The sequence below is a fragment of the Pedobacter sp. 01N310 genome, from assembly GCF_056399805.1.
Genome location: NZ_JBFTSB010000004.1, coordinates 285,392 through 306,130, shown reverse-complemented (window position 1 = coordinate 306,130; position 20,739 = coordinate 285,392). Strand labels below are relative to the sequence as shown.

Below are 20,739 nucleotides of genomic sequence, written 5' to 3'. Positions count from 1 at the left end.
TTACACTATTAATAAATTTAATGCATGATCACTCCAGATAGCAATCAGAAGAATTGGTTAATTAAACAGAGCTATTTTGATCGAAAGCCTAAAAATTTATCATTTACGCCACAATCAATACTATTTGGTAGTCAAAAATTATCAGTCCCCACAATAACTGATTTATCTAAAGAAGAGCCTTTAGAATACCGTTTTGGAATTAAATGGATTAGAGGATTTGAATTTATCGTAGGGAGAAAGTATCAATTATTGATTAAGAACAGCGATGGGGAAATGATCAAAATAAGTTTCGGTTCTTATTATGGCATCAATAAAGTCCATTTGTATAATCAATATGCCGAAATATTAAACCAATTATGGGAAAGCTATTTCGATGGGTTAGTGGACCATTATTTAGCACTGTTTAGTCAAAAAACACCATTCATTTTGGCAAATGTGACTTTCGAGGAATCTGGCATCAAAATTAAATCCGCAAACTTTATTAAGGAAGAAGAAAAGTCGTTGCTTTGGCCTGATGTAGGCACCAAAAATTACCGCACCTATTTTGCCATCTTTTCAAAACAAAACCCATCAAATATCAATAAAGGATATAGTTATTTAGATGATTGGAATACGGGAGTTTTATATAGTGTTATTGAAACGATATTAAAAGGATTTGAGGCAAAATAGTCTCAAAAAGGAATCAATAAACAACACTATTTATTCTAAAAGATTCTTCACTGCGTTCAGAATGACAAAAAAATTTACGTGTCTTCACGAACCATCGTAAACTTAGCTCATCGCCTAGTAATGCAACCCATTTGTGGTTAAGTCTTCTACTCCGCTCAGGCTGACAAATCTCTAATTATGGCATAAATTCAATCACAATTTTTATCCAAACCAAACGTTATGCGCTCCGCGCTTTGCTTCTTGTACATTTCCTTCCGCACAAATACCTCCTATTAAAATCTTTTTTAATAAATTGCGGATTATACTTATTCGGTTAACCCGCTTTAATTATTTTAATGAAAAAATTATTCCTGATTATCTCCTGCTGTTTTTTTTCAGCCAATACCTTCGCTCAATCTATTGTTACAGAAACTGAAATCGGCGATTCCGAAAGCGCGGTTGTGCAAACACCAATTGCCATCATCCCCGAGCCTGTATCCTTAATGAAAAAGGCAGGTACTTTTACCTTGCCAGAAAATGTAACCATCCAGACTGTTAAAAGTGGAGAATTAAAACAATCTATCGCTTACCTTTCTGACCGGATTACTACCGCTACAGGGAAATTTGTAAGCACAGTAAGTAATTCAAGTCACCCTACTATTAAACTGATTTTAAACACCCAGGAAGATACTCAACTCGGTAAAGAAGGCTACAGACTAAATGTTAACCCTACTCAGGTTGTAATTACAGCTAACCAGCCTGCGGGTATTTTTTATGGTGTTCAGTCATTGCTTCAACTTTTCCCGGCCGAAATAGAAAGTAAAGAACAGGTAAGCGGCATCAAATGGAAGGCGCCTTGCGTTGATGTAATAGATTATCCGAAATTGGGTTGGAGAGGTTTAATGTTCGATGTAGCCCGTCATTTTTTTACTAAGCAAGAAGTAAAGCAGTTTATTGATGACATGGTGCGTTATAAATTTAACCTGTTGCATTTGCACCTTGCAGATGATGAAGGCTGGAGAATCGAAATTAAAGGCTTGCCTAAATTAACCGAAGTAGGTGCATGGAGTGTTAAAAAAACCGGGACTTTTGGTGATTTTACGCCACCAACGGCGGATGAACCCCGTACTTACGGTGGCTTTTACACACAAGAAGATATTAAGGAACTTGTTCAGTATGCACAAGAACGTTTTGTAAACATATTACCAGAAATCGATGTCCCGGGGCATAGTTTAGCTATTATCGCTTCTTACCCTGAATTATCCTGCACACCCGATGCCGTTAATTATAAAGTGCGCTCAGGCGAGAAAATAATGGATTGGAGCCGTGGTGCGCCTCCAACAGCTTTACTTGATAATACGCTTTGCCCGGCAAACGAAAAAGTTTACGTGTTCTTAGATTCGGTACTTACCCAGGTAGCGAAACTTTTTCCTTTTGAGTACATCCATATGGGTGGTGACGAAGCACCTCATAATTTCTGGGAAAAGAACGACCAGGTTAAAGCCTTAATGCAAAGAGAAGGTTTAAAAACCATCCCTCAGGTTCAGGCATATTTTGAAAAACGTGTAGAACAGATCGTAATTTCGAAAGGCAAAAAATTTATGGGCTGGGACGAAATTCTTGAAGGTGGTGTATCGCCAACAGCGGCCGTAATGAGCTGGAGAGGAATGAAATATGGTATCCAGGCAGCGAACGAAAAACACAATGTGGTAATGAGTCCGACTGATTTTGCATATCTGGATTATATGCAGGCGGATCAGATTACCGAACCAAAAGTTTATGCCTCGTTAAGGTTAAATAAAGCCTATCAGTTTAACCCTATTCCAGCTGGCGTAAATGCACAATATGTAATTGGTGCACAGGCTAACCTTTGGACAGAACAGGTATTTACTTTCCGCCAGGTAGAATATATGGTTTGGCCACGTGCATTTGCCATTGCCGAATCGATCTGGAGTCCGATTGAAAAGAAAAACTGGGCAAATTTCGTTGATCGTACACAACAGCATTTCAAACGATTAGATTTGGCAGAGATTAAGTATTCCCCTGCTATTTACGATCCGATTTTTACGGTGAAACGCAGTGCAGATAAACAATTAATGATCGAGTTAACTCCAGAAATAGACGGTCTGGATATCTACTATAGCTTCGACAACTCTACTCCCGATCGCTTTTATCCGAAATATACAGCCGCATTACAGGTGCCAAAAGATGCCAGTATGTTACGTGTAATTACTTATCGTGGTAAACAACCCATTGGAAGATTGATCAGTATGCCTATAGCCGATTTACAAAAAAGAGCAAGATAAATACAACAAATTATAATGGGTAAAGAAATAGAGCGCAAATTTTTGATCGATCAGCAGCAGTGGGATAACCTGAGCAAACCAGAAGGAAAGCTTTTTAGACAAGGTTATTTACTTAGCGATAAAGATAAAACAGTGCGTGTAAGGGCAACCGAAACCAAAGGCTTTTTAACCATAAAAGGTCAAACGATTGGTGCTACACGAATGGAATACGAATATGAAATCCCAGTTGCCGAGGCCACAGAATTATTAGATAATTTCTCCTTATCTGAACTTTCGAAAACCCGTTACGAAATTCCGTTTAGCGGTAAGGTTTGGGAAGTAGACGTATTCTTAGGCGATAATAAAGGTCTAACTGTCGCCGAAATTGAACTTGATAGTGAAGACGAAATATTCGATCTTCCAGATTGGGTAAGCAAAGAAGTTACTGAAGAAGAAAAATATTATAATTCCAATTTAACAGTTATTCCTTTTAAAGATTGGATTTAATTTTCAGCTCTCGCCTTTTTTTTACACCTGCGAGGGTTATTAGAATGATTTATCATTTCATTCGCGCTAATGGGTTACAATATTAAATCTCGACTAGCCTACTTTCCACTAACCAAAGGCTGTTTAAAAATTATTCATAAATAATTAAAGAAATTCACTTTCTAGTTAAACGCATTTCATATATTAGCTTTATCGAAGTCATCCCGCCGATAAAAAAAGGAAATTACTTTAATTTCTAAGCATTGTATTGTCAAATAATATCAATATAAAACCAAAAGGATGAAAACAACTAAATTATTAATGAGCATGGTTATTGCAACTACACTATTTTTTGTAGGCTGCAAACCAAACGATGCGGCCATCCAAGCTGCAATTCAAGCCAAAGAAGTAGCAGGTATTACGGTGGCCGTTGCCAAAGGCGAAGTAACTTTAACTGGTGAAGTTGATAATGAAGCCACAAAGGCCAAAGCAGAAGAAATCGCAAAGGCAGAAAAAGGAGTGAAAGCTGTAATCAACAATTTAACAGTGAAACCAGCAGATGTACCAGTGGTAATTGCCGAAGACTCCGCTTTAATTAAAAATGTTGCTGATGCAACCAAAGACTTCCCAACGGTGAAAGCTGAGGTTAAAGACGGTGTGGTTCTCTTAACCGGGGAGATAAAAAAAGCTTCTCTAATAACTTTAATGCAACATTTGAGCGCATTAAAACCTAAAAAAATCGACAATAAATTAACCGTTAAATAACCCGACCATGGCATTAGCAGATAAATATAAAACACTAACTGACGCAGCAACTGCGGCAGGTATAGCAGATTTAGCAGTAAGGGAGCAGGATGGGATTTTATACATAGATGGAACCGCTGCCGATGGCGCGACTAAAGACCACCTTTGGGAAGTTTACAATCAGATTGATCCAAATTTTACTTCAGGTGATCTGGTTCTGAATGTAAACGTGGCCATTGATGCAGCGGTTACGCACGCAAAAGTTATCACAGAGAGCAGTAATCTAAATATTCGTAAAGGTCCGGGAACCGATCAACCAATTGTAGGTAAGGCTGCACATGGCGAAGTAATTACCCTTGTAAACAGAAGTAACGATTTATGGTGGCTGGTACGAACTAACGATGGCGAAGAAGGCTATTGTTATGCGCAATATTTAGAAGCGCAGGCTTAAAAACGCGAACAGGTCTCGCAGGGTTCTGAAACTGTGAGGCCTGTTTTAAAATTAAATCAGCTGATGCTCGTGCGCAAAATTCAGCAAACCAACAATTGATTTAACGCCAGTTTTACGCCATATATTTTTACGATGGGTTTCTACTGTATGTTCCGAAATAAATAACATCTTGCCAATATCTGCAGAAGTGTATTCTTTGGCAATTAACCTAATAATTTCTACTTCTCGAGGTGATAAAATATTCGCTTCTCTTGTATGGTTTTCACGCTGGTAACCATTAATAAATTTAGCCGTAATGGAATTTTGTATATAGGTTTCGCCGAGCATAACCTTATTAATTGCTTTATGCAGTTCGTGAAACTTTACATTTTTTAAAAGATAGCCATTTGCTCCAAACTTGATCATTTTAGAAATATTGATAAAATCATCCTGCATGGAAAGCACAATAACTTTTATTTTGGGAAATTCTCTTTTAATCAATTTGGTTAAATCGGCTCCGATCTTCTCGTTAACACTCACATCGGCTACCACAATATCTGGCGTTTTAGCCCTGATCAATTGTTCGGCAAGTGCAGCAGAATTGGCCTCGCCAACAACAACAATACTTTCTGAATCACTTAGAATGGATTCAACATTATCCATTAATGCATCATAATCGTGAATTAAAAAGACCTTGATCTTTTCCATAAAGTTTAGTTTTAACGTTAACTATTTTCACCAGAAATTCAGGCAAAACAGTTTGAAGAGGTTTTAAACAAAAGGTTAATCGCTATTCAAAACCTACCCAATATTCTATCAAAAGCTTTAAATTTTATGTTTTTAACTAAGGTAGGTTGCATTTTGTTCTTAACATATTCCAATAAATTAGCCCCCTGTTTTTGCATAACGGTTGAGTGAAGCCATTTAGAAATACTGCGGTTATTTCTATTGCATGTTGGGAAACGATAAGAAGCCGTTACATGCCTGCAATATCCATCCTTTATAAACAGATTGAAAAATATGCTAAACAGCATCAATTTCAGGCCCAGAAACACAATAGTACTGCTTGAGCGCATAGTAATAATAAAGATGGTTAATTGTTTTGTTAATCTAATTTAAACAAAAATTTCATTTTGCTACTATAATTATCAATTTCTTAATACAAAAAAGCGCAAAGCCAGTATTGAATTTTACTGATCCTTGCGCTTTTATATTGTGATAAGTATCTTATTTGCTTAGCGGTATTGCCACATTTGGTTTAATAATACCTTTCAGTTCTACATCAAACACCAATGGCGTAAATGGATTAATTGGCCCGCCGCCGTTTTCACCAAAACCCAATCTCGATGGCAAAATCATTTTGATCTTACCGCCCACACCAATAAGTTGGATACCCTGAATAACGCCTTGCGGCAATTGCCCTAATGGCAGGCTACGCGGCACATATTGTACACTTTCGGAGAAGATTCCGGCTTCTTTTGCGATTTTAGCATTCGAAGTATCAAAAACATTTAATGTTCCATTCGATTTTTTATTGGTAAACTGGCCTGTGTAGTCCATTAATACCGTATCGGTTAAAGTTGCTCTTTCAGAATTACCCGGAGCAGAAATTACATATTGCAATCCAGATGGCGCAGTAGTTACCTTTAAATCATTCTCGGCCACGTATTTTGCAATTTTAGCAGGCTCTACCACTTTATTTTTTTCATTTAGCGCTTTGTACTCCGACTCAAAGAAAAGTCGTTTCTTCGCTTCGAAAATAGAATCAGGATCTTTCCCTTTATGCAATACTTTCTCAATTTTAATCGTAAAAGAAGCAATGTTTGATTTTAGTCCTTTTGGCTTAGGCTGGCCTGAATATTTCTCCATAGAATCCAGGTTCAATTTAAAAACTGCACTGTCTCCTTCACCGAGCAGTTTCAATCCTGAAGCTAAATCGCCTTTAAACATCGATTTGCTAATGGCAAAGAAAGCCGGGCGCTCATTATCGTAAGTATTTACCATTACCGAATCGGGATTGGTATTGGTTTCTACTGTTTGAACACCATTTAACTTTACATAATCGCCATCCTGAATTTTCGGCTTACCTTCACTTTTATAGATCTTGTAAGTCATATCTCCTTCACCCTTTTCGAATTTGTTACAGGCCGACAGGCCTAGTGCCGCCGCCAAGAGAATAATAATTCCGTTCCTCATTTAAATTTATTTATTAAAAAACAGCAGTTAGATCTTTTTCAAAATGCCCACTATTTTATTAGATCACTACAAAGATAGGTTATAATAAGTTTTTATAAATCTTTGAAACGTTTTATTTCTTGGCTCAGTATTAAAAAATAATAAACAAAAAAAATCCTGCTTAAATAATAAGCAGGATTTTAAAATATTTTTAAGAAATTATTTTTTAACTACAGGAGCAGGCATTTGAACTGGAGCTGCTGCAGCTGGTTTTCCTTTGATAATATCTTTGATTTCTAAATCGAAAGCAATTGGGCTGAAAGGCATGATACCTACCTGAGGTGCACCTTGCTCGCCATAACCTAAGTTAGAAGGGATAATTACTTTAATTTTACCACCTTTACCAATTAACTGTAAAGCTTCAGTAAATCCTGGGATTGTACCGCCAACTGGCATTTTTTGAGGACCGTAAGGTTTACCTGGTTTAAATTCGTTTTCTGCTTTAGCCAATTTCTCATCACTTGTATCGAAGATTTTATATTTACCATCTTTACCTTTTTTAGTTACTCTACCAGTATAATCAATTAATACGGTATCGCCTAAAGCTGGTTTTTCTGCACTGCCTGGTTTTTCTATAATGTAGTGTAATCCACTCGCAGTAGTTTTGGTTTCTAATTTAGTATCTTCTAAATAACTTTTTAATTTAGCAGGTTCGGCAGCTTTCTTTTTTTCTGAAGTAGCTTTGTAATCGGCCTGGAAAAACTCCTGAGCTCTTTTGTTAAAAGTAGAATCAGCTTCACCAGTTTTTTTCTTGAATACTTTTTCGATTTTCACCGTAAAAGTGATGTACTTATCATTTTTGAACTGCTCTGGTTTAGGTTGTTTACTATGAAGTGCCATAGTATCTAAGTTTACTTTAAAAGTAGCACTATCGCCTTCTCCAAACAATGTTAAAACATCGTTCATATCACCAGCATACATTTTTTTCTGTGCAGGAAATACTGCAGGAGTTTCACTATCGAAAGTGCTTGATAAAACTGAATCTTTATCGTTTTTCTGGATAAAATTCATTTTAACGATATCGCCTTCTTTGATTTTCTCGTTACCAGCTGAGTGGTGAATGGTATACAATAACCCACCGGCTCCCTTTTTCTCTTTGTTACATGCCGCTAAACCTAAGGTGGCTGCTGCTAGAATAATAATTCCCTTTTTCATTTATTTAATTTGACTTTTTTAAGTTTATTGTTTTATTTCTTGTGTTTAAGCAATCAATTGTTCTTTATATTCTGCTAATATCGTTTTAAATTCGTTTACTACATCAGCCAAGGGTTTTTCTGTTGCGCCACCTGCTGCATTCCTATGTCCACCGCCATTAAAATATTTTTTACAGATTTCGTTGGCCGGAAAATCGCCTGTAGACCTAACAGATAATTTAACTTTATCCGGACGCTCAATAATTAATGCGGCTAAACGGATGCCATTAATCGATAATGCGTAGTTTACCACGCCCTCTGTATCGCCGGTTGCACTATGGTATTGTGCCAGTTCTTCTTTTGTAACGGAAATAATGGCGGTATTGTATTCTCTTATAACTTCTAACTTGTTCGACAGGCAATAACCCAAAAAGCGCAAACGATTTTCGCTTGCATTATCGTATACCAATTGATGGATTTTCCAGTGCTCGGCACCAAGATCTATCAGATCAGCTGCAATACGGTATACCTCGGCTGTAGCTGATGGAAAACGGAAAGATCCAGAATCGGTCATGATACCGGTGTACAAACAGGCTGCAACATCTTTGTTGATGCCAGCTTTATCCTCCAATTGGTTAACAATAAAATCGTAAACCAACTGCGCAGCAGCACAGGCGTTAATATCCCAGTGGCGGTAATCATCAAAATCTTCAGGTTCGAGGTGATGATCGATCATGATTTTTTTTGCTCCTGCTGCTCTAACCAATTCGCCTAATTCATTAATCCTACTTAGGGCATTAAAATCAAGGCAAAAAATGAGCGAGGCTTCATCCACTAACTTGGCTGCCTTTTCTTGCTCTTCTGTAAAAATAATTACATCACCATTATCTGGCATCCAATGTAGAAAGGTAGGATAATCTGTTGGTGTGATTACCTTAACATGATGGCCTTTTTGAATTAAATATCCATATAACCCCAGAGATGAACCCATCGCATCGCCATCGGGTTTGTGATGCGTGGTGATCACAATTCGTTGTGGCGTAGCCAATAATGTTTTTAATTCAGTTAGTGTAAGCATATATTTTTTGCGCTGCAAAGCTAAGTAAATTTAGATTAGGATTAAAGGATTTTAAGATTAGTAGGATCATAGTTTTAAAAGAGATGGAGATTAACAGGATTATACAGCATAAAAAAAGCTCAGTTAGCCATTTGAAGCCTAATTATCCATTACTAACCTCGATTCGCGACCGAAAAACAATGTTTATTGATTATTCATCAATTAAAACGTATTTTTGCAAAAAATTTGATATCAAAAGCACAATGAGCACTAACAGAACTTTTACCATGATCAAGCCTGATGCAGTAGCAAACGGCCATATCGGATTGATCATTAACGACATTACTAATGCTGGTTTCAAAATCATCGCATTAAAATATACTAAACTTACAGACGAAACTGCTGGTCAGTTCTATGCTGTTCACGCTGAGCGTCCTTTTTACAAAGATTTAGTAAGCTTTATGTCTTCAGGACCTATTGTTGCTGCTATTTTAGAAAAAGACAACGCCATTGAAGATTTCAGAAAATTGATCGGTGCTACTAACCCAGCTGAGGCTGCAGAAGGTACAATCCGCCAGAAATATGCAAAATCAATCGATGCTAATGCGGTTCACGGTTCAGATTCTGATGAGAATGCAGAAATTGAAGGTAACTTCTTCTTCAAAGCAGACGAACGTTTCTAGTTTTCAACACAAAAAACTTACAATAAAACCCCGAATATTCGGGGTTTTATTGTTTTATCTATTTTGTATCTTTCGGCCTTAAAATATAATCCACCATTTTAAACCCGTTTGAATTAATTACACATAAAATAACCAATGAAACCATCATGATTTACAAATAACCCATGATCGCTTCATCACAAATGAAAACAATTTAATACGAATGAAAAGAATTTTTTTAGCGGTATGTCTATCCGGTATCGCTGCTGCATCTTATGCACAAACCAAAACAGCAGCAAAGAAAGCTGTTGCAAAAAAACCAACCACAGCCGCAAGTAAAACATCAACCTTTACAGCGGGTTTAAAATCTACTTTAGATTCTACCAGTTATGCTTTTGGTACTTCTATTGGTGCGGGATTAAAAACAACTGGCCTTTCTACCTTAAACTACGAAGTACTGTTAAAAGGACTAAAAGATGCATTTACAGGAGGCAAGGTTATTTTAACGCAGCAGCAGGCGCAACAATGTATTAATGAGGCATTAGCCAAAGCATCATCAGTAAAAAATAAAGCTGAAGAAGCAGCAAATAAAATTAAATATGCACCAATTATGAAAGAAGGACAAGATTTCTTAGAACAAAACAAAAAACGTGCAGGTGTACAAACAACTGCAAGCGGCTTACAATACGAAGTTTTAACTGCTGGTACTGGCGTTAAACCACAGGCTACCGATTCGGTACTGGTACATTACAAAGGAACATTATTAAATGGAAAACAATTTGACAGCTCTTATGATAGAGGCGAACCGATTTCTTTCCCACTAAACCAGGTAATTAAAGGCTGGACAGAAGGTGTACAATTAATGCCTGCCGGTTCTAAATACAAATTTTTCATTCCATATGATTTAGCATATGGAGCGCGTGGTGCCGGACAGGATATTCCTCCTTACAGCACTTTAATCTTCGAGGTTGAATTGTTAAAAGTAAACGGGAAATAAAAATTTATATTTATGCAGTCGGATATTACCATCTGGCTGTTTTTTTGAACTGGAATTAAAACAGTTCAGTCAAAAAGCATGTTGAATACCGTGTCAGATGGTAACATCTGACACCACAAAAAAAGTAGATTTGAATGTGCGGTCAGATGTTACCATCTGGCCGTTTTTTATTTAAAATATTTCAAAACTGCAATAGTAGGATCAGTAACGTGAAAGATGGTAACATCTTACACCACGACCAGGACGATTCCAGGCAAATAAGTCATTTACCAAAACTTTCTCCTGTATTCAATGTTAGCTATTACAAATAATATGAATATGAAAAGAGCATTCCCTTTAGTACTGATCGCATTTTTATGCACTACCTTAAGCAGTTGTGAACTCGTAGAAGGTATATTTAAAGCCGGCGTTTGGGTGGGCGTAATTGTAGTTGTAGTAGTGGTTGCACTGCTGATCTGGATTTTATCGAAGGTATTTGGAGGAAGGGGCTAATTTCTCAGCCCAAACTCTTGAGTCTTAATCCAATTCGAATCTGTCACGTTGAGCTTGTCGAAACGCTTGAAACTGCATTAAACAGGTCTTTCGACAGGCCCAGGACGACAATTTTATATTAACTCTACCGTTTCTTTATACTTATAAAAAAACCATATCGGTAATTACCACACTACCGGCGTGTTCATTCAGTTTTTGGATAATGCCCTGGCGAACCATAACCAATTCATTTTTGATTACCGAAGATTCGATGCGTAGGAACAATTTCTTATCGTGGATGTAGATCTGCTTGGTCCTGTTGGCTATGGCGGTGCCCATAATCTCTGGCCAGATAGACAAGATTGAAGTTTCGTCGAATTTACGGCGCAAACGGTATACATCCAGCATTTTGCTGATGGCATCTTTTACTGTAACATCATTGGGTTTACGCATTTTGTATAGTTCCGTTATCTACTTCGAACAAAGTTACATCAACTTCTATTTTTTCAAAAATTGATTTTACCCTTTCTCTTCCTGTATCTGTAATAAATATCTGCCCAAAATCATGGTGGGAAACCATTTGCATCAATTTTTGAACCCGGTTATCATCCAGCTTATCAAAAATATCATCCAACAAAAGCAAAGGTTTAAATCCCTTGTTTTTGGCGAGGTAAGCATATTGGGCAATCTTCAAAGCAATTAAAAAAGATTTCTGCTGACCTTGGGAACCAAACTTCTTTAACGGCATGCCGCTGATCACAAAAGCCAGTTCATCTTTATGGATACCAGTTGTGGTACGCTCCAGTACACGGTCTTTCTCTACCGATTTCTTTAACAGCTCTTCGAAAGTAGCCTCATTCAATTGCGATTGATAATTCAGCGCTACAATTTCCCTGTTTTCGGTAAGGTAGGTATAATATTGGTTAAACAATGGAATAAACTCATCCATAAATGCCTTACGAATAGTGAATATCTTATTGCCGGCTATAATCAATTGCTCATCCAAAATTTCGAGCAGCGTAGGATCGTACTTTCTGGTAATCGCAATTTGTTTTAGCAAAGCATTCCGGTTTAACAGAATGCGGTTATAGGTAATCAGCTGATCCAGATAATGTGCGTCTGTTTGCGAAATAACATTGTCTATAAACTTTCTACGCTCCTCACTGCCTTCCATAATCAGGTTTACATCATAAGGCGAAACCATCACCACCGGAAAAAGGCCAACATGATCAGCCAATTTATCGTATTCTTTTTTATTGCGTTTAAACTGTTTTTTTTGGTTGCGTTTTACCCCGCAGGAAATTTTTTCGTTCTTTTCGTTACGATCAAAATCGCCCTGGATCATAAACACCTCTTCATTGGTTTTGATCTGCTGGCTATCGATGGGATTAAAGTAACTTTTACATAGACAAAGATAGTGAATAGCATCAAGCATGTTCGTCTTGCCAGAACCGTTATTACCCGTAAAAACGTTTACCGTTTCCGAGAAATGGAGATCTGCATCGGTATAGTTCTTGAAATTTAGAAGGGTAATATTTTTTAACCACATAAATATGTCACAAATTTACCGTTTTTTAGCCTCTTAACACCCATTGTTTAAAATAAACGTTAATAACACTTAAAAAAATTGTACTTTCATAGCAAGGAAAATTAGATGGTTGCACAAAAAATGTTAGAAGGGAATGTTCTATGGTCTTACGATCATGAACTAACCAATGAAGAAAGTTCAAGCTGGATTAAAAAAATCGCAGGCTTATTTTCGTTTTTAAAGCCAATTCACAATCACGAAGGCAATATTCTATTGGCCTCGAATGGCCTTTTCATCACCGGAGATGAACAATTGGAACTCCCATTATCTCATATAGAAGAAGTTTACATGGGCTTCGACGATTTATTTCCAGCTTCATCGGCAAAAAACTTCGGCGCATTCTGGCAACCCATTAGAATTAGATCTACGGTGAGCCGCTCCGAAAGCCAAACGGTGTACCTGGTGATTAACCACACTGGTATTTTTAGCGACAACCAAACCTGGTTTAACACACTGATTAGCTTGTTACGCTAATTATCATGACGATTTTATAATCTACACGCCTAAATAACTAATGTTTAATCAAATACTTCAAAATAAAGATTGATACTTTGATTGAAAAATGTATTTTTGCAATCTTAAATTTTTTAAACAAACATGTCTACAACAGATAACCAGACAATTCAACCAACTAAAAAAGGTTCATTTTTACAAGAGAATAATAAGAGCTTACTGTTTATTGCAGGTGCTGTAGTTTTATTAGTTTTAATATATCTTTGGTATCAAGGCGTGTATTTAAAAGGTCGTGCTGAAGAAGCCGCTAGCAAAATGTACAAAGCAGAACAATTTGTTGGCGTAGATTCATTATCAAACAGAGCTGTTAAAGGCGAAGGTGGTTACCCGGGCTTAGAGCAGATTGCTAAAGAATATGATAACACAAAATCGGCAAACTTAGCTAACCTTTACTTGGGTGGTATTTACTTGCGTAAAGGCGAATACAAACAAGCTATAGAGGCATTAAGCAAATATAGCGCTACCGGTAGCCCAGTTGCAGACCCATTGGCTTTAGGCTTATTAGGTGATGCTTACAGCGAATTGAAAGACTTTAAACAAGCGGCTACTTACTATAAAAAAGCAGCAGATAAAGCAAGTAAATTTACTTCACCAATGTTTTTAAAGAAATTAGGACTGGTTAACGAAAGCCAAAATGATTTTAAAGGTGCTGTTGAAGCTTATACTAAAGTAAAAACACAATACCCTGAGAGTGCAGAAGCGCAATTAATTGATGCTTACATTGCAAGAGCTCAAGAAAAAGTTAAATAATCATTAACTAAAACATATTTATGAAAAGATCATCGAAAGATGGTCTTTTTTTTTGTTTAAAAACTTTTCTTAATTGCGATAGCTGGCCCTTCGACTATGCTACCCATTAGCATTATCTCTCATAGAAAAAGTCGTCTTTCGACTGAAGCATCGCGGAATGGAGAGATCTATGAACTAGAAGAATAGATTTAGCTTCGCTGAGCCTTCGGGTTCTCGGCTGCGTTGCACTCCGCTCGAAATGACGACACTCCGAGACACCATTCTCACCAAACAATAGGCATCCTCCCCCACTAATCATTATTTTTTTTCTGGAAATCAAGTGCAGGTGCTTTTGGTTAGTGTAGTCCCGCTCTCCGTTCCTCCCGACGTAAAGTCGGGACCACTTCGATCGGGTTTAGGTGGCGCAGCCAGCAATACTATTTGGGGTTGCATGATGCAGAAAAAGGAAATTGCCTTTATTGAACTGTTTCATACCATGGAAATAAAATCTATACAAAACTGTGTTATTCTACCCTCAATAGCAGTACAAATGTTGCCTTTTAGACCTGATTGAAATGCAAAGCCCACAGCACAGCGAGGACTTGTAATGAAAAGCAGGACGAACATTAAAAAGAACTACTGTAATTGTTCTTCAAATGATCTTTTTGGACTATATTACCTTGAATTTAAATTATAAAAGATCCTTCGCTGCGCTCAGGATGACAACATTTTAGCAAAAACAGGACTATCAGTAAGATTTCTCCGCTACGGTCGAAATGACGGCGTACATGAAGAATGAACGAAATGCTAGTAAACCAATGGCCAATTAACGAATGACTAATGAACCTCTTACTTATTAAAAGCCGTCATGGTGTGGGCGGGCCCAACGGTTACATAGCTTTTAATCAGCTCTACGCTTTTATCAATCAATGCAGGGAGCTCTAATTGCTCATTCTTATCAAACAAACCCAAAACAAAATCAACCTGTCTACCTTTCGGATAATCGCTACCGATACCGAAGCGCAAGCGTGCATAATTTTGTCCGCCACAAACCTCTTCGATGCTTTTTAAACCATTGTGACCAGCGCTAGAGCCCTGTAGCTTTAGCCTCAGCTTACCGAGAGGCAATGCAAGGTCGTCAACAATCACCAAAACATTTTCTGGTGCTATTTTTAACTCCTTCATCCAATAGTTTACGGCTTTACCACTTAAGTTCATAAAAGTAGTTGGTTTAATTACATGGAGTTTACGTCCTTTAAAGCTTACTTCCGAATAATAAGCCAAGCGGATATTCTCGAAACTTCCGTCTAAATTTTTAACCAGTTCATCGGCGATATCAAAACCAATGTTATGTCTGGTATGTGCATAATCTGGTCCGATATTCCCTAAGCCAACTATAAGATATTTCATGGGGGCAAAGGTAGAAGCTTAAAGCGAAAAGACCAAAGACTAAAGCGAAAAGTCGGAAGTCCATGCCGCGAATTTATTCATTTATTTTCAAACAGCTTCTTAATGGATAGCGGAGCTGTTAGCGTTGGGCGATTAGCGGATTAACCTTAATATAAATAAAAAAAGCGTTCCGAATTAATTCGGAACGCTTCATCTTGAAATCAAGAAATCCTAAGAATCCTGATTATTTTTTACCTTTAGCAGCTTCAGTTTCTGCTTGTTTTAATGCTCTAGACATTGCAACAGAAACGATAGTATCTTCAGGAGTGTTAGTGATCACATATTTTTGACCTTTAAGATCGCGAACACGGAATAAACTACCTACCTCTAATTTCTCTAAGCTTACTTCTACGTTTTGTGGCATATCAGCTGGTAATGCTTTAACACGTAGTTTACGTAATTTCTGGATTAATTTACCCCCCATTTTAACACCTGGAGAAGTTCCTGTTAATTTAACCGGGATCTCCATAACGATTTCTTTCTCGTCAAACAACTGAAGAAAATCGATGTGCATTAATACGTCGGTAAGTGGATGAAATTGAGTGTCTTTTACGATAGCTTTAGTTTTAGTACCGTTAACATCAATCTCCACAAAGTTTACATCCGGGGTATAAATAACATCTCTTAAGTCAGCAATAACTACAGCAAAGTGTTGTTGCTCTTTTCCACCATACAATACCGCCGGAACTTTACCTTCGTAACGAAGTTCCTTGGCATCGCGTTTCCCTACGTTCTCTCTTGGAGAACCGCTAATTGCGATTGTTTTCATTTTATTTTTATTTTATATTTATTAGTAGTCAGTATTAAGTATCGAGTTTCAAGACCTTAAGCCTTCAACCCGCTACCTTCCACCTTATTTAAACTCTTTTTATTGCTTGGCGTTCGGCGGCTGGCGTTTTAAGCGCTCATCGCAATAACGCTCAACGTTATACTCTAAACAGATCACTAATTGAACCGTGCTCGTTTACATTGGCAATTGCCCTTGCAAATAAACTGGCTGTGCTTAGCACCCTAATTTTCGGACTTTCCTGTTTCAACGGGATAGTGTCCGTAACGATTAACTCGGTTAATACCGAATTTTCTACCGTTTCTATTGCTTTGCCTGATAATACAGCGTGTGTACAAACCGCTCTAACACTTGCGGCACCGTTTTCCATAATCAAAGCCGCAGCTTTTGATAAGGTTCCGGCAGTATCGCAAATATCATCGATCAATACCACATCCTGTCCGGTTACATCACCAATAATCGACATCGATTCGATTTCGTTGGCACGTTTACGGCGTTTATCGCAAATAATTACCTCAGCGTTAAAAAACTTGGCAAAAGTACGTGCCCTGTACGAACCGCCCATATCTGGCGATGCAATAGTTAAGTTTTTTAAGCCCAAGCTTTTGATATAAGGCACAAAGATTACCGATCCATCTAAGTGATCAACCGGGATATCGAAGAAACCCTGTATCTGTGCAGCATGTAAATCCATCGTCATAATGCGGTGTATACCTGCTGATTTTAATAAGTTAGCTACCAATTTAGCACCGATTGCTACACGTGGTTTATCTTTTCTATCCTGGCGGGCCAAACCATAATAAGGAACAACTGCCGTAATATAATGTGCCGATGCTCTTTTCGCAGCATCAACCATTAGCAAAAGCTCCATTAAATTATCGCTGGGCTGATAAGTAGATTGGATTAGAAAAACATCGCTACCACGGATTGACTCATCAAAGGAAGGCTGAAACTCTCCATCACTGAATTTGTGAATGGTTACGCTACCAAGTGGCTTGCCGTAATGTTCGGCAATCTTAAGTGATAATCCCTTAGAACCTGTTCCGGAAAAAAGCTTTACCGGGTTAAACTGCAATGGCATGGGTTCGTGTAGTTTACGGTTAAAAAAAATCGGATCATGTCTATTTAAAACATGATCCGACATTAAATTTTAGTTGTCCGACCTGGATTCGAACCAAGACAAACGGTACCAAAAACCGTTGTACTACCCTTATACTATCGGACAAAAACTTATCAAGGATATTCTCCTCGAAAGGGAATGCAAATGTAGGAACCTTATTTTAAATATGCAAGAGTGATTTTAAAATATTTTTAATTTCTTTCCTGCTGTTCCTGTTTGCGATGCAAAGATAAAAAAATCATCATATAGCGTGCAACATTTTCTTTTTTTATGCGACTTTTTTTACTACGAACCACTTAAATCATTTATTATCAAAGACTAAAATTAAACTATGAATTACTCAAGGATCAACACCATTGGAGGCTGGCTCTGTTTTATCGTTGCCGCGCTCACCTACATCTTAACTTTAGATCAATCTGTAAGTTTCTGGGATTGTGGCGAATTTATTTCTTCGGCTTTCCGAATGGAGGTAGTTCACCAGCCCGGTGCTCCAATAGTCTCCATGATCCAGAGGTTGTTTTCGGCACTCGCTTTTGGCGATAAAACTAAAGTTGCCTATTTTGTTAATATATCTTCGGCACTTGCCAGCGCAGGCACCATCCTCTTTTTGTTTTGGACCATTACCGCACTGGCCAAGAAAACGGTCATTAAAAAAAGCGAAGAAATCACCAACCAAAAAATCATCGGCATTATGGGTGCAGGTTTTGTTGGGGCCTTGGCTTATGCCTTTTCTGATAGTTTTTGGTTTTCGGCAGTGGAAGCAGAGGTTTACGCCATGTCGTCGCTTTGTAGCGCCATTGTATTTTGGGGCATATTAAAATGGGAATCGCAGGCTGATGAACCTAAATCAGACCGGTGGTTGCTTTTTGTGGCATACATCATGGGCATTTCTATCGGTGTACATATTCTAAATCTGCTAACCATCCCTGCATTGATATTTGTTTATTATTTTAAAAAGAATCCTTCTCCTAACTGGCAAAGTGTGTTAAAAGTATTTCTTATTTCAATCGCTGTATTGGCAGTGGTACAGTTCGGCATTATTCAGTACGTGGTATCTTTTGCGGCAAATTTCGATTACTTTTTTGTGAATACAATGGGCCTGGGTTTTGGATCGGGTGTATTATTTTTTGCCATTTTAGTAATTGGAAGTCTGGTTTACGGCATCCGCTATTCCATCCTCAAAAATAAAAGGGTTTTAAACCTGGCCATGTTGTTCACTGTTTTATTGCTATTTGGATACAGCTCTTTTGCCCTACTCATTATCAGGGCACAGGCCAAACCAAATTTAAACAATACCGATCCAGAGAATGCTTTTAATTTTCTGAGTTATGTAAACCGTTCGCAATACGGAGACAGGCCTTTATTATATGGCGAAAATTATAATTCTGAAAAGATCGACATTAAAGAAAGCGGAAAACTTTACAGAAAAGGAGAAACAAAATATGAATCAGCAGGAACAAAATCCGACTATGTTTTTGGAGATAAAACTTTAGCTCCACGCATGTACAGTGATAAACCCGAACACATTAGGTTTTACAAAAGTTACATGGGTTTTGATGATGAGTACAAACCTACCTTGATGGACAACTTAAAATATATGTTATCTTTTCAAACGGGACAAATGTACATGCGTTATTTCATGTGGAATTTTGTGGGCAGGCAAGACAATGAAGATGGGCAATTTGGCGGGAAAGATGGCAATTGGCTCAGTGGCATTAAACCTTTGGATGCGATCAGGCTTGGTGATCAGAAAAACCTTCCGCCATCGATTGTAGAAAACAAAGCGTACAACAGGTTTTTCTTTTTGCCGCTGATTATCGGTTTGATCGGCGCGGTTTGGCACTTTAAACGTAACCAGAAGGATGCAGGTATTATTGGTTTACTATTTGTTTTTACTGGTATTGCCATTGTAGTTTATCTCAACTCAGTTCCGATTGAGCCACGTGAAAGGGATTATGCCTATGTTGGTTCGTTTTATGCCTTTGCCATCTGGATCGGTTTAGGTGTATTTGGATTAAAAGACTTTATCTTCAAAAAACTAACGCCTGTGCGGGCCAGTATTTTTGCTTCGATTATTGCCTTGTTCGGTGCGCCGATTATTATGGCCAATCAGGGATGGGACGATCACGACCGTTCTGATAGCCATGTAGCCAGAGATATGTCTGTCAATTACCTAAAATCGTGCGCGCCCAATGCAATTTTGTTCACTTATGGCGACAATGATACCTATCCGGTTTGGTATGCGCAGGAAGTAGAAAACATCCGTCCGGATGTGCGTGTGGTAAATCTAAGTTTATTCACTGCCGATTGGTACATAGACGGAATGAAAAGAAAGCAAAATCAATCAGCGCCGCTTCCTTTAACGATTAAGCGCAATCAATATGTTGCTGGTACACGCGATATTATGTACTATCAGGATTATAAAATCGCCCAGCATATTGAGTTACAGGAAATTTTAGACGTGCTTCTATCTGATCATGACGAAGATAAAGTAACCATGAACGATGGTTCTAAATACAATGTGTTACCAACCAAAAACCTTAAACTGGCGGTAAGTCCACAGCAGGTTTTGGATACCGGAACCGTGCCCAAAGAAGATGCAGGCAAAATTGCAAGCAGTATGGAGTGGGCTTTTAACCAAAATTATGTTACGAAAGGGACATTGGCCTTGTTTGATATTTTGGTACACAATAATTGGGAGCGACCGATTTATTTTACTGGGGCAATGCCAGATGAGCAATACGTTGGGCTAAACAAATACCTTTATGTGGAAGGATTAAATAAAAGATTATTGCCTTTGAAACCAGATACGGCAATTACACAAGATTTTGACCGTGTAAACCTGAAACCGATGTACAACAATATGATGAATGTTTATGGTTTTGGCAACATTAAATACGCCAACCATTTAGACAGGCAATCTGCTGATGATGTAACCATGTTCTCGAATATATTTAACGGTTTATTAACCGGCCTGATAAACGAAGGTAAAATTACCGAAAGCAAAAAATTGGCTAATAAATATTTTGAGGTAATTCCTGCTAAATTTTACAGTATGCGCCAGGTAATGAGCACTTATTATTTCACCGAAAACCTTTATCGTTTAAATGATTTAAACCGTGCAAATGCAATGATCAAAAAAACTGCCGATTACGTGGGCAGGGAATTAATCCATCTTGCTGATGTTTCAGAAAGCAAAAACCAGCTATCATCTGAGCAGGATGTACGTTTCTACCTTGGCTATTTAGGACAAATGGTAAAATTAACCGAGGTTTTTAAACAAGCTGAGCTAAGCAAAAGCCTTGAAAAAAAATACAATGATCTGATTGTAAGGTTTACCCCATTTGCAGCGGGTTAAGCTAAAAACATTCTAAATTTTAACCCATAGGCAGATTTCACCTTTCT

General features: G+C 37.8%; 20 protein-coding genes. 11 read left to right on the top strand and 9 right to left on the bottom strand.

The window, feature by feature from the left end; all coding sequences use genetic code 11:
- Nucleotides 1-24: 24 nt before the first annotated feature.
- From AC1DNH_RS11210 to AC1DNH_RS11190, 5 genes are all read left to right on the top strand, one after another.
- Nucleotides 25-669, top strand: coding sequence for a hypothetical protein (locus tag AC1DNH_RS11210; RefSeq protein ID WP_477579415.1), 645 nt, complete (start codon nucleotides 25-27; stop codon nucleotides 667-669).
- 335 nt (nucleotides 670-1,004) lie between these two features.
- Nucleotides 1,005-2,954 carry a beta-N-acetylhexosaminidase gene (locus AC1DNH_RS11205; protein ID WP_477625384.1) on the top strand — a complete coding sequence of 650 codons (1,950 nt, stop codon included), beginning with the start codon at nucleotides 1,005-1,007 and terminating at the stop codon, nucleotides 2,952-2,954.
- Between the two features lie 15 nt (nucleotides 2,955-2,969).
- On the top strand, nucleotides 2,970-3,440 hold the full coding sequence (locus AC1DNH_RS11200) for a CYTH domain-containing protein (RefSeq protein ID WP_477579409.1): 471 nt from the start codon (nucleotides 2,970-2,972) through the stop codon (nucleotides 3,438-3,440).
- A gap of 279 nt (nucleotides 3,441-3,719) precedes the next feature.
- Nucleotides 3,720-4,184 carry a BON domain-containing protein gene (locus AC1DNH_RS11195; protein ID WP_477579407.1) on the top strand — a complete coding sequence of 155 codons (465 nt, stop codon included), beginning with the start codon at nucleotides 3,720-3,722 and terminating at the stop codon, nucleotides 4,182-4,184.
- Nucleotides 4,185-4,191: 7 nt separating this feature from the next.
- Nucleotides 4,192-4,614 (top strand): SH3 domain-containing protein, encoded by a 423-nt coding sequence (locus tag AC1DNH_RS11190; RefSeq protein ID WP_215125288.1) that lies wholly within the window; start codon nucleotides 4,192-4,194, stop codon nucleotides 4,612-4,614.
- 51 nt (nucleotides 4,615-4,665) lie between these two features.
- Here the strand turns inward: AC1DNH_RS11190 and AC1DNH_RS11185 are convergent, their stop codons facing one another.
- From AC1DNH_RS11185 to AC1DNH_RS11170, 4 genes are all read right to left on the bottom strand, one after another.
- Complete coding sequence (locus AC1DNH_RS11185; protein ID WP_477579405.1) at nucleotides 4,666-5,301, bottom strand: response regulator; 636 nt, start codon at nucleotides 5,299-5,301, stop codon at nucleotides 4,666-4,668.
- Nucleotides 5,302-5,820: 519 nt separating this feature from the next.
- A complete protein-coding gene (locus AC1DNH_RS11180) occupies nucleotides 5,821-6,789 on the bottom strand; it encodes an FKBP-type peptidyl-prolyl cis-trans isomerase (protein WP_477579403.1) in 969 nt (322 codons plus the stop codon).
- A 198-nt stretch (nucleotides 6,790-6,987) separates the two neighbouring features.
- Nucleotides 6,988-7,983 (bottom strand): FKBP-type peptidyl-prolyl cis-trans isomerase, encoded by a 996-nt coding sequence (locus AC1DNH_RS11175; protein WP_215125285.1) that lies wholly within the window; start codon nucleotides 7,981-7,983, stop codon nucleotides 6,988-6,990.
- A gap of 45 nt (nucleotides 7,984-8,028) precedes the next feature.
- A complete protein-coding gene (locus AC1DNH_RS11170; protein WP_477579401.1) occupies nucleotides 8,029-9,039 on the bottom strand; it encodes a DHH family phosphoesterase in 1,011 nt (336 codons plus the stop codon).
- Between the two features lie 242 nt (nucleotides 9,040-9,281).
- On the opposite strand from AC1DNH_RS11170, the gene AC1DNH_RS11165 reads away from it, so the two are divergent.
- The 3 genes from AC1DNH_RS11165 (at nucleotide 9,282) to AC1DNH_RS11155 (ending at nucleotide 11,169) form a co-directional block, all read left to right on the top strand.
- The gene (locus AC1DNH_RS11165) at nucleotides 9,282-9,701 is read left to right on the top strand and encodes a nucleoside-diphosphate kinase (protein ID WP_477579399.1); all 420 of its coding nucleotides are present in this window, start codon (nucleotides 9,282-9,284) and stop codon (nucleotides 9,699-9,701) included.
- A gap of 202 nt (nucleotides 9,702-9,903) precedes the next feature.
- Nucleotides 9,904-10,677 (top strand): FKBP-type peptidyl-prolyl cis-trans isomerase, encoded by a 774-nt coding sequence (locus AC1DNH_RS11160; protein ID WP_477579397.1) that lies wholly within the window; start codon nucleotides 9,904-9,906, stop codon nucleotides 10,675-10,677.
- Between the two features lie 318 nt (nucleotides 10,678-10,995).
- Entirely contained in the window at nucleotides 10,996-11,169 is a 174-nt protein-coding gene (locus AC1DNH_RS11155; protein ID WP_477579395.1) for a hypothetical protein, read from the top strand.
- Between the two features lie 141 nt (nucleotides 11,170-11,310).
- Here AC1DNH_RS11155 and AC1DNH_RS11150 read toward each other — a convergent pair whose 3' ends face one another.
- A complete protein-coding gene (locus AC1DNH_RS11150; RefSeq protein ID WP_276900801.1) occupies nucleotides 11,311-11,601 on the bottom strand; it encodes a DciA family protein in 291 nt (96 codons plus the stop codon).
- Nucleotides 11,594-12,697, bottom strand: a complete 1,104-nt coding sequence (recF, locus tag AC1DNH_RS11145) for a DNA replication/repair protein RecF (protein WP_477579393.1) — start codon at nucleotides 12,695-12,697, stop codon at nucleotides 11,594-11,596. Before recF ends, AC1DNH_RS11150 begins: the two co-directional genes overlap by 8 nt.
- Before the next feature lie 120 nt (nucleotides 12,698-12,817).
- Here recF and AC1DNH_RS11140 point away from each other — a divergent pair, with 120 nt between their 5' ends.
- Both AC1DNH_RS11140 and AC1DNH_RS11135 read left to right on the top strand, forming a co-directional pair.
- Entirely contained in the window at nucleotides 12,818-13,210 is a 393-nt protein-coding gene (locus AC1DNH_RS11140) for a hypothetical protein (protein WP_477625383.1), read from the top strand.
- A 123-nt stretch (nucleotides 13,211-13,333) separates the two neighbouring features.
- On the top strand, nucleotides 13,334-13,999 hold the full coding sequence (locus AC1DNH_RS11135) for a tetratricopeptide repeat protein (protein ID WP_108197625.1): 666 nt from the start codon (nucleotides 13,334-13,336) through the stop codon (nucleotides 13,997-13,999).
- 828 nt (nucleotides 14,000-14,827) lie between these two features.
- Here the strand turns inward: AC1DNH_RS11135 and pth are convergent.
- The 3 genes from pth to AC1DNH_RS11120 all read right to left on the bottom strand — a co-directional run bounded on the left by pth (nucleotide 14,828) and on the right by AC1DNH_RS11120 (nucleotide 17,295).
- On the bottom strand, nucleotides 14,828-15,388 hold the full coding sequence (gene pth / locus AC1DNH_RS11130) for an aminoacyl-tRNA hydrolase (protein WP_029278331.1): 561 nt from the start codon (nucleotides 15,386-15,388) through the stop codon (nucleotides 14,828-14,830).
- Nucleotides 15,389-15,611: 223 nt separating this feature from the next.
- On the bottom strand, nucleotides 15,612-16,196 hold the full coding sequence (locus tag AC1DNH_RS11125; protein WP_029278329.1) for a 50S ribosomal protein L25/general stress protein Ctc: 585 nt from the start codon (nucleotides 16,194-16,196) through the stop codon (nucleotides 15,612-15,614).
- Between the two features lie 157 nt (nucleotides 16,197-16,353).
- Entirely contained in the window at nucleotides 16,354-17,295 is a 942-nt protein-coding gene (locus AC1DNH_RS11120) for a ribose-phosphate pyrophosphokinase (RefSeq protein ID WP_029278327.1), read from the bottom strand.
- A gap of 370 nt (nucleotides 17,296-17,665) precedes the next feature.
- Here AC1DNH_RS11120 and AC1DNH_RS11115 point away from each other — a divergent pair, with 370 nt between their 5' ends.
- Complete coding sequence (locus AC1DNH_RS11115) at nucleotides 17,666-20,692, top strand: protein O-mannosyl-transferase family (RefSeq protein WP_477607968.1); 3,027 nt, start codon at nucleotides 17,666-17,668, stop codon at nucleotides 20,690-20,692.
- The last annotated feature ends 47 nt before the right edge of the window (nucleotides 20,693-20,739 follow it).

Bases quoted from the DNA above. Each gene is read 5' to 3' on its own strand.
- AC1DNH_RS11210 (WP_477579415.1), top strand. From the start codon at position 25: ATGATCACTCCAGATAGCAATCAGAAGAATTGGTTAATTAAACAGAGC.
- AC1DNH_RS11205 (WP_477625384.1), top strand. From the start codon at position 1,005: ATGAAAAAATTATTCCTGATTATCTCCTGCTGTTTTTTTTCAGCCAAT.
- AC1DNH_RS11200 (WP_477579409.1), top strand. From the start codon at position 2,970: ATGGGTAAAGAAATAGAGCGCAAATTTTTGATCGATCAGCAGCAGTGG.
- AC1DNH_RS11195 (WP_477579407.1), top strand. From the start codon at position 3,720: ATGAAAACAACTAAATTATTAATGAGCATGGTTATTGCAACTACACTA.
- AC1DNH_RS11190 (WP_215125288.1), top strand. From the start codon at position 4,192: ATGGCATTAGCAGATAAATATAAAACACTAACTGACGCAGCAACTGCG.
- AC1DNH_RS11185 (WP_477579405.1), bottom strand. From the start codon at position 5,301: ATGGAAAAGATCAAGGTCTTTTTAATTCACGATTATGATGCATTAATG.
- AC1DNH_RS11180 (WP_477579403.1), bottom strand. From the start codon at position 6,789: ATGAGGAACGGAATTATTATTCTCTTGGCGGCGGCACTAGGCCTGTCG.
- AC1DNH_RS11175 (WP_215125285.1), bottom strand. From the start codon at position 7,983: ATGAAAAAGGGAATTATTATTCTAGCAGCAGCCACCTTAGGTTTAGCG.
- AC1DNH_RS11170 (WP_477579401.1), bottom strand. From the start codon at position 9,039: ATGCTTACACTAACTGAATTAAAAACATTATTGGCTACGCCACAACGA.
- AC1DNH_RS11165 (WP_477579399.1), top strand. From the start codon at position 9,282: ATGAGCACTAACAGAACTTTTACCATGATCAAGCCTGATGCAGTAGCA.
- AC1DNH_RS11160 (WP_477579397.1), top strand. From the start codon at position 9,904: ATGAAAAGAATTTTTTTAGCGGTATGTCTATCCGGTATCGCTGCTGCA.
- AC1DNH_RS11155 (WP_477579395.1), top strand. From the start codon at position 10,996: ATGAAAAGAGCATTCCCTTTAGTACTGATCGCATTTTTATGCACTACC.
- AC1DNH_RS11150 (WP_276900801.1), bottom strand. From the start codon at position 11,601: ATGCGTAAACCCAATGATGTTACAGTAAAAGATGCCATCAGCAAAATG.
- recF (WP_477579393.1), bottom strand. From the start codon at position 12,697: ATGTGGTTAAAAAATATTACCCTTCTAAATTTCAAGAACTATACCGAT.
- AC1DNH_RS11140 (WP_477625383.1), top strand. From the start codon at position 12,818: ATGTTAGAAGGGAATGTTCTATGGTCTTACGATCATGAACTAACCAAT.
- AC1DNH_RS11135 (WP_108197625.1), top strand. From the start codon at position 13,334: ATGTCTACAACAGATAACCAGACAATTCAACCAACTAAAAAAGGTTCA.
- pth (WP_029278331.1), bottom strand. From the start codon at position 15,388: ATGAAATATCTTATAGTTGGCTTAGGGAATATCGGACCAGATTATGCA.
- AC1DNH_RS11125 (WP_029278329.1), bottom strand. From the start codon at position 16,196: ATGAAAACAATCGCAATTAGCGGTTCTCCAAGAGAGAACGTAGGGAAA.
- AC1DNH_RS11120 (WP_029278327.1), bottom strand. From the start codon at position 17,295: ATGCCATTGCAGTTTAACCCGGTAAAGCTTTTTTCCGGAACAGGTTCT.
- AC1DNH_RS11115 (WP_477607968.1), top strand. From the start codon at position 17,666: ATGAATTACTCAAGGATCAACACCATTGGAGGCTGGCTCTGTTTTATC.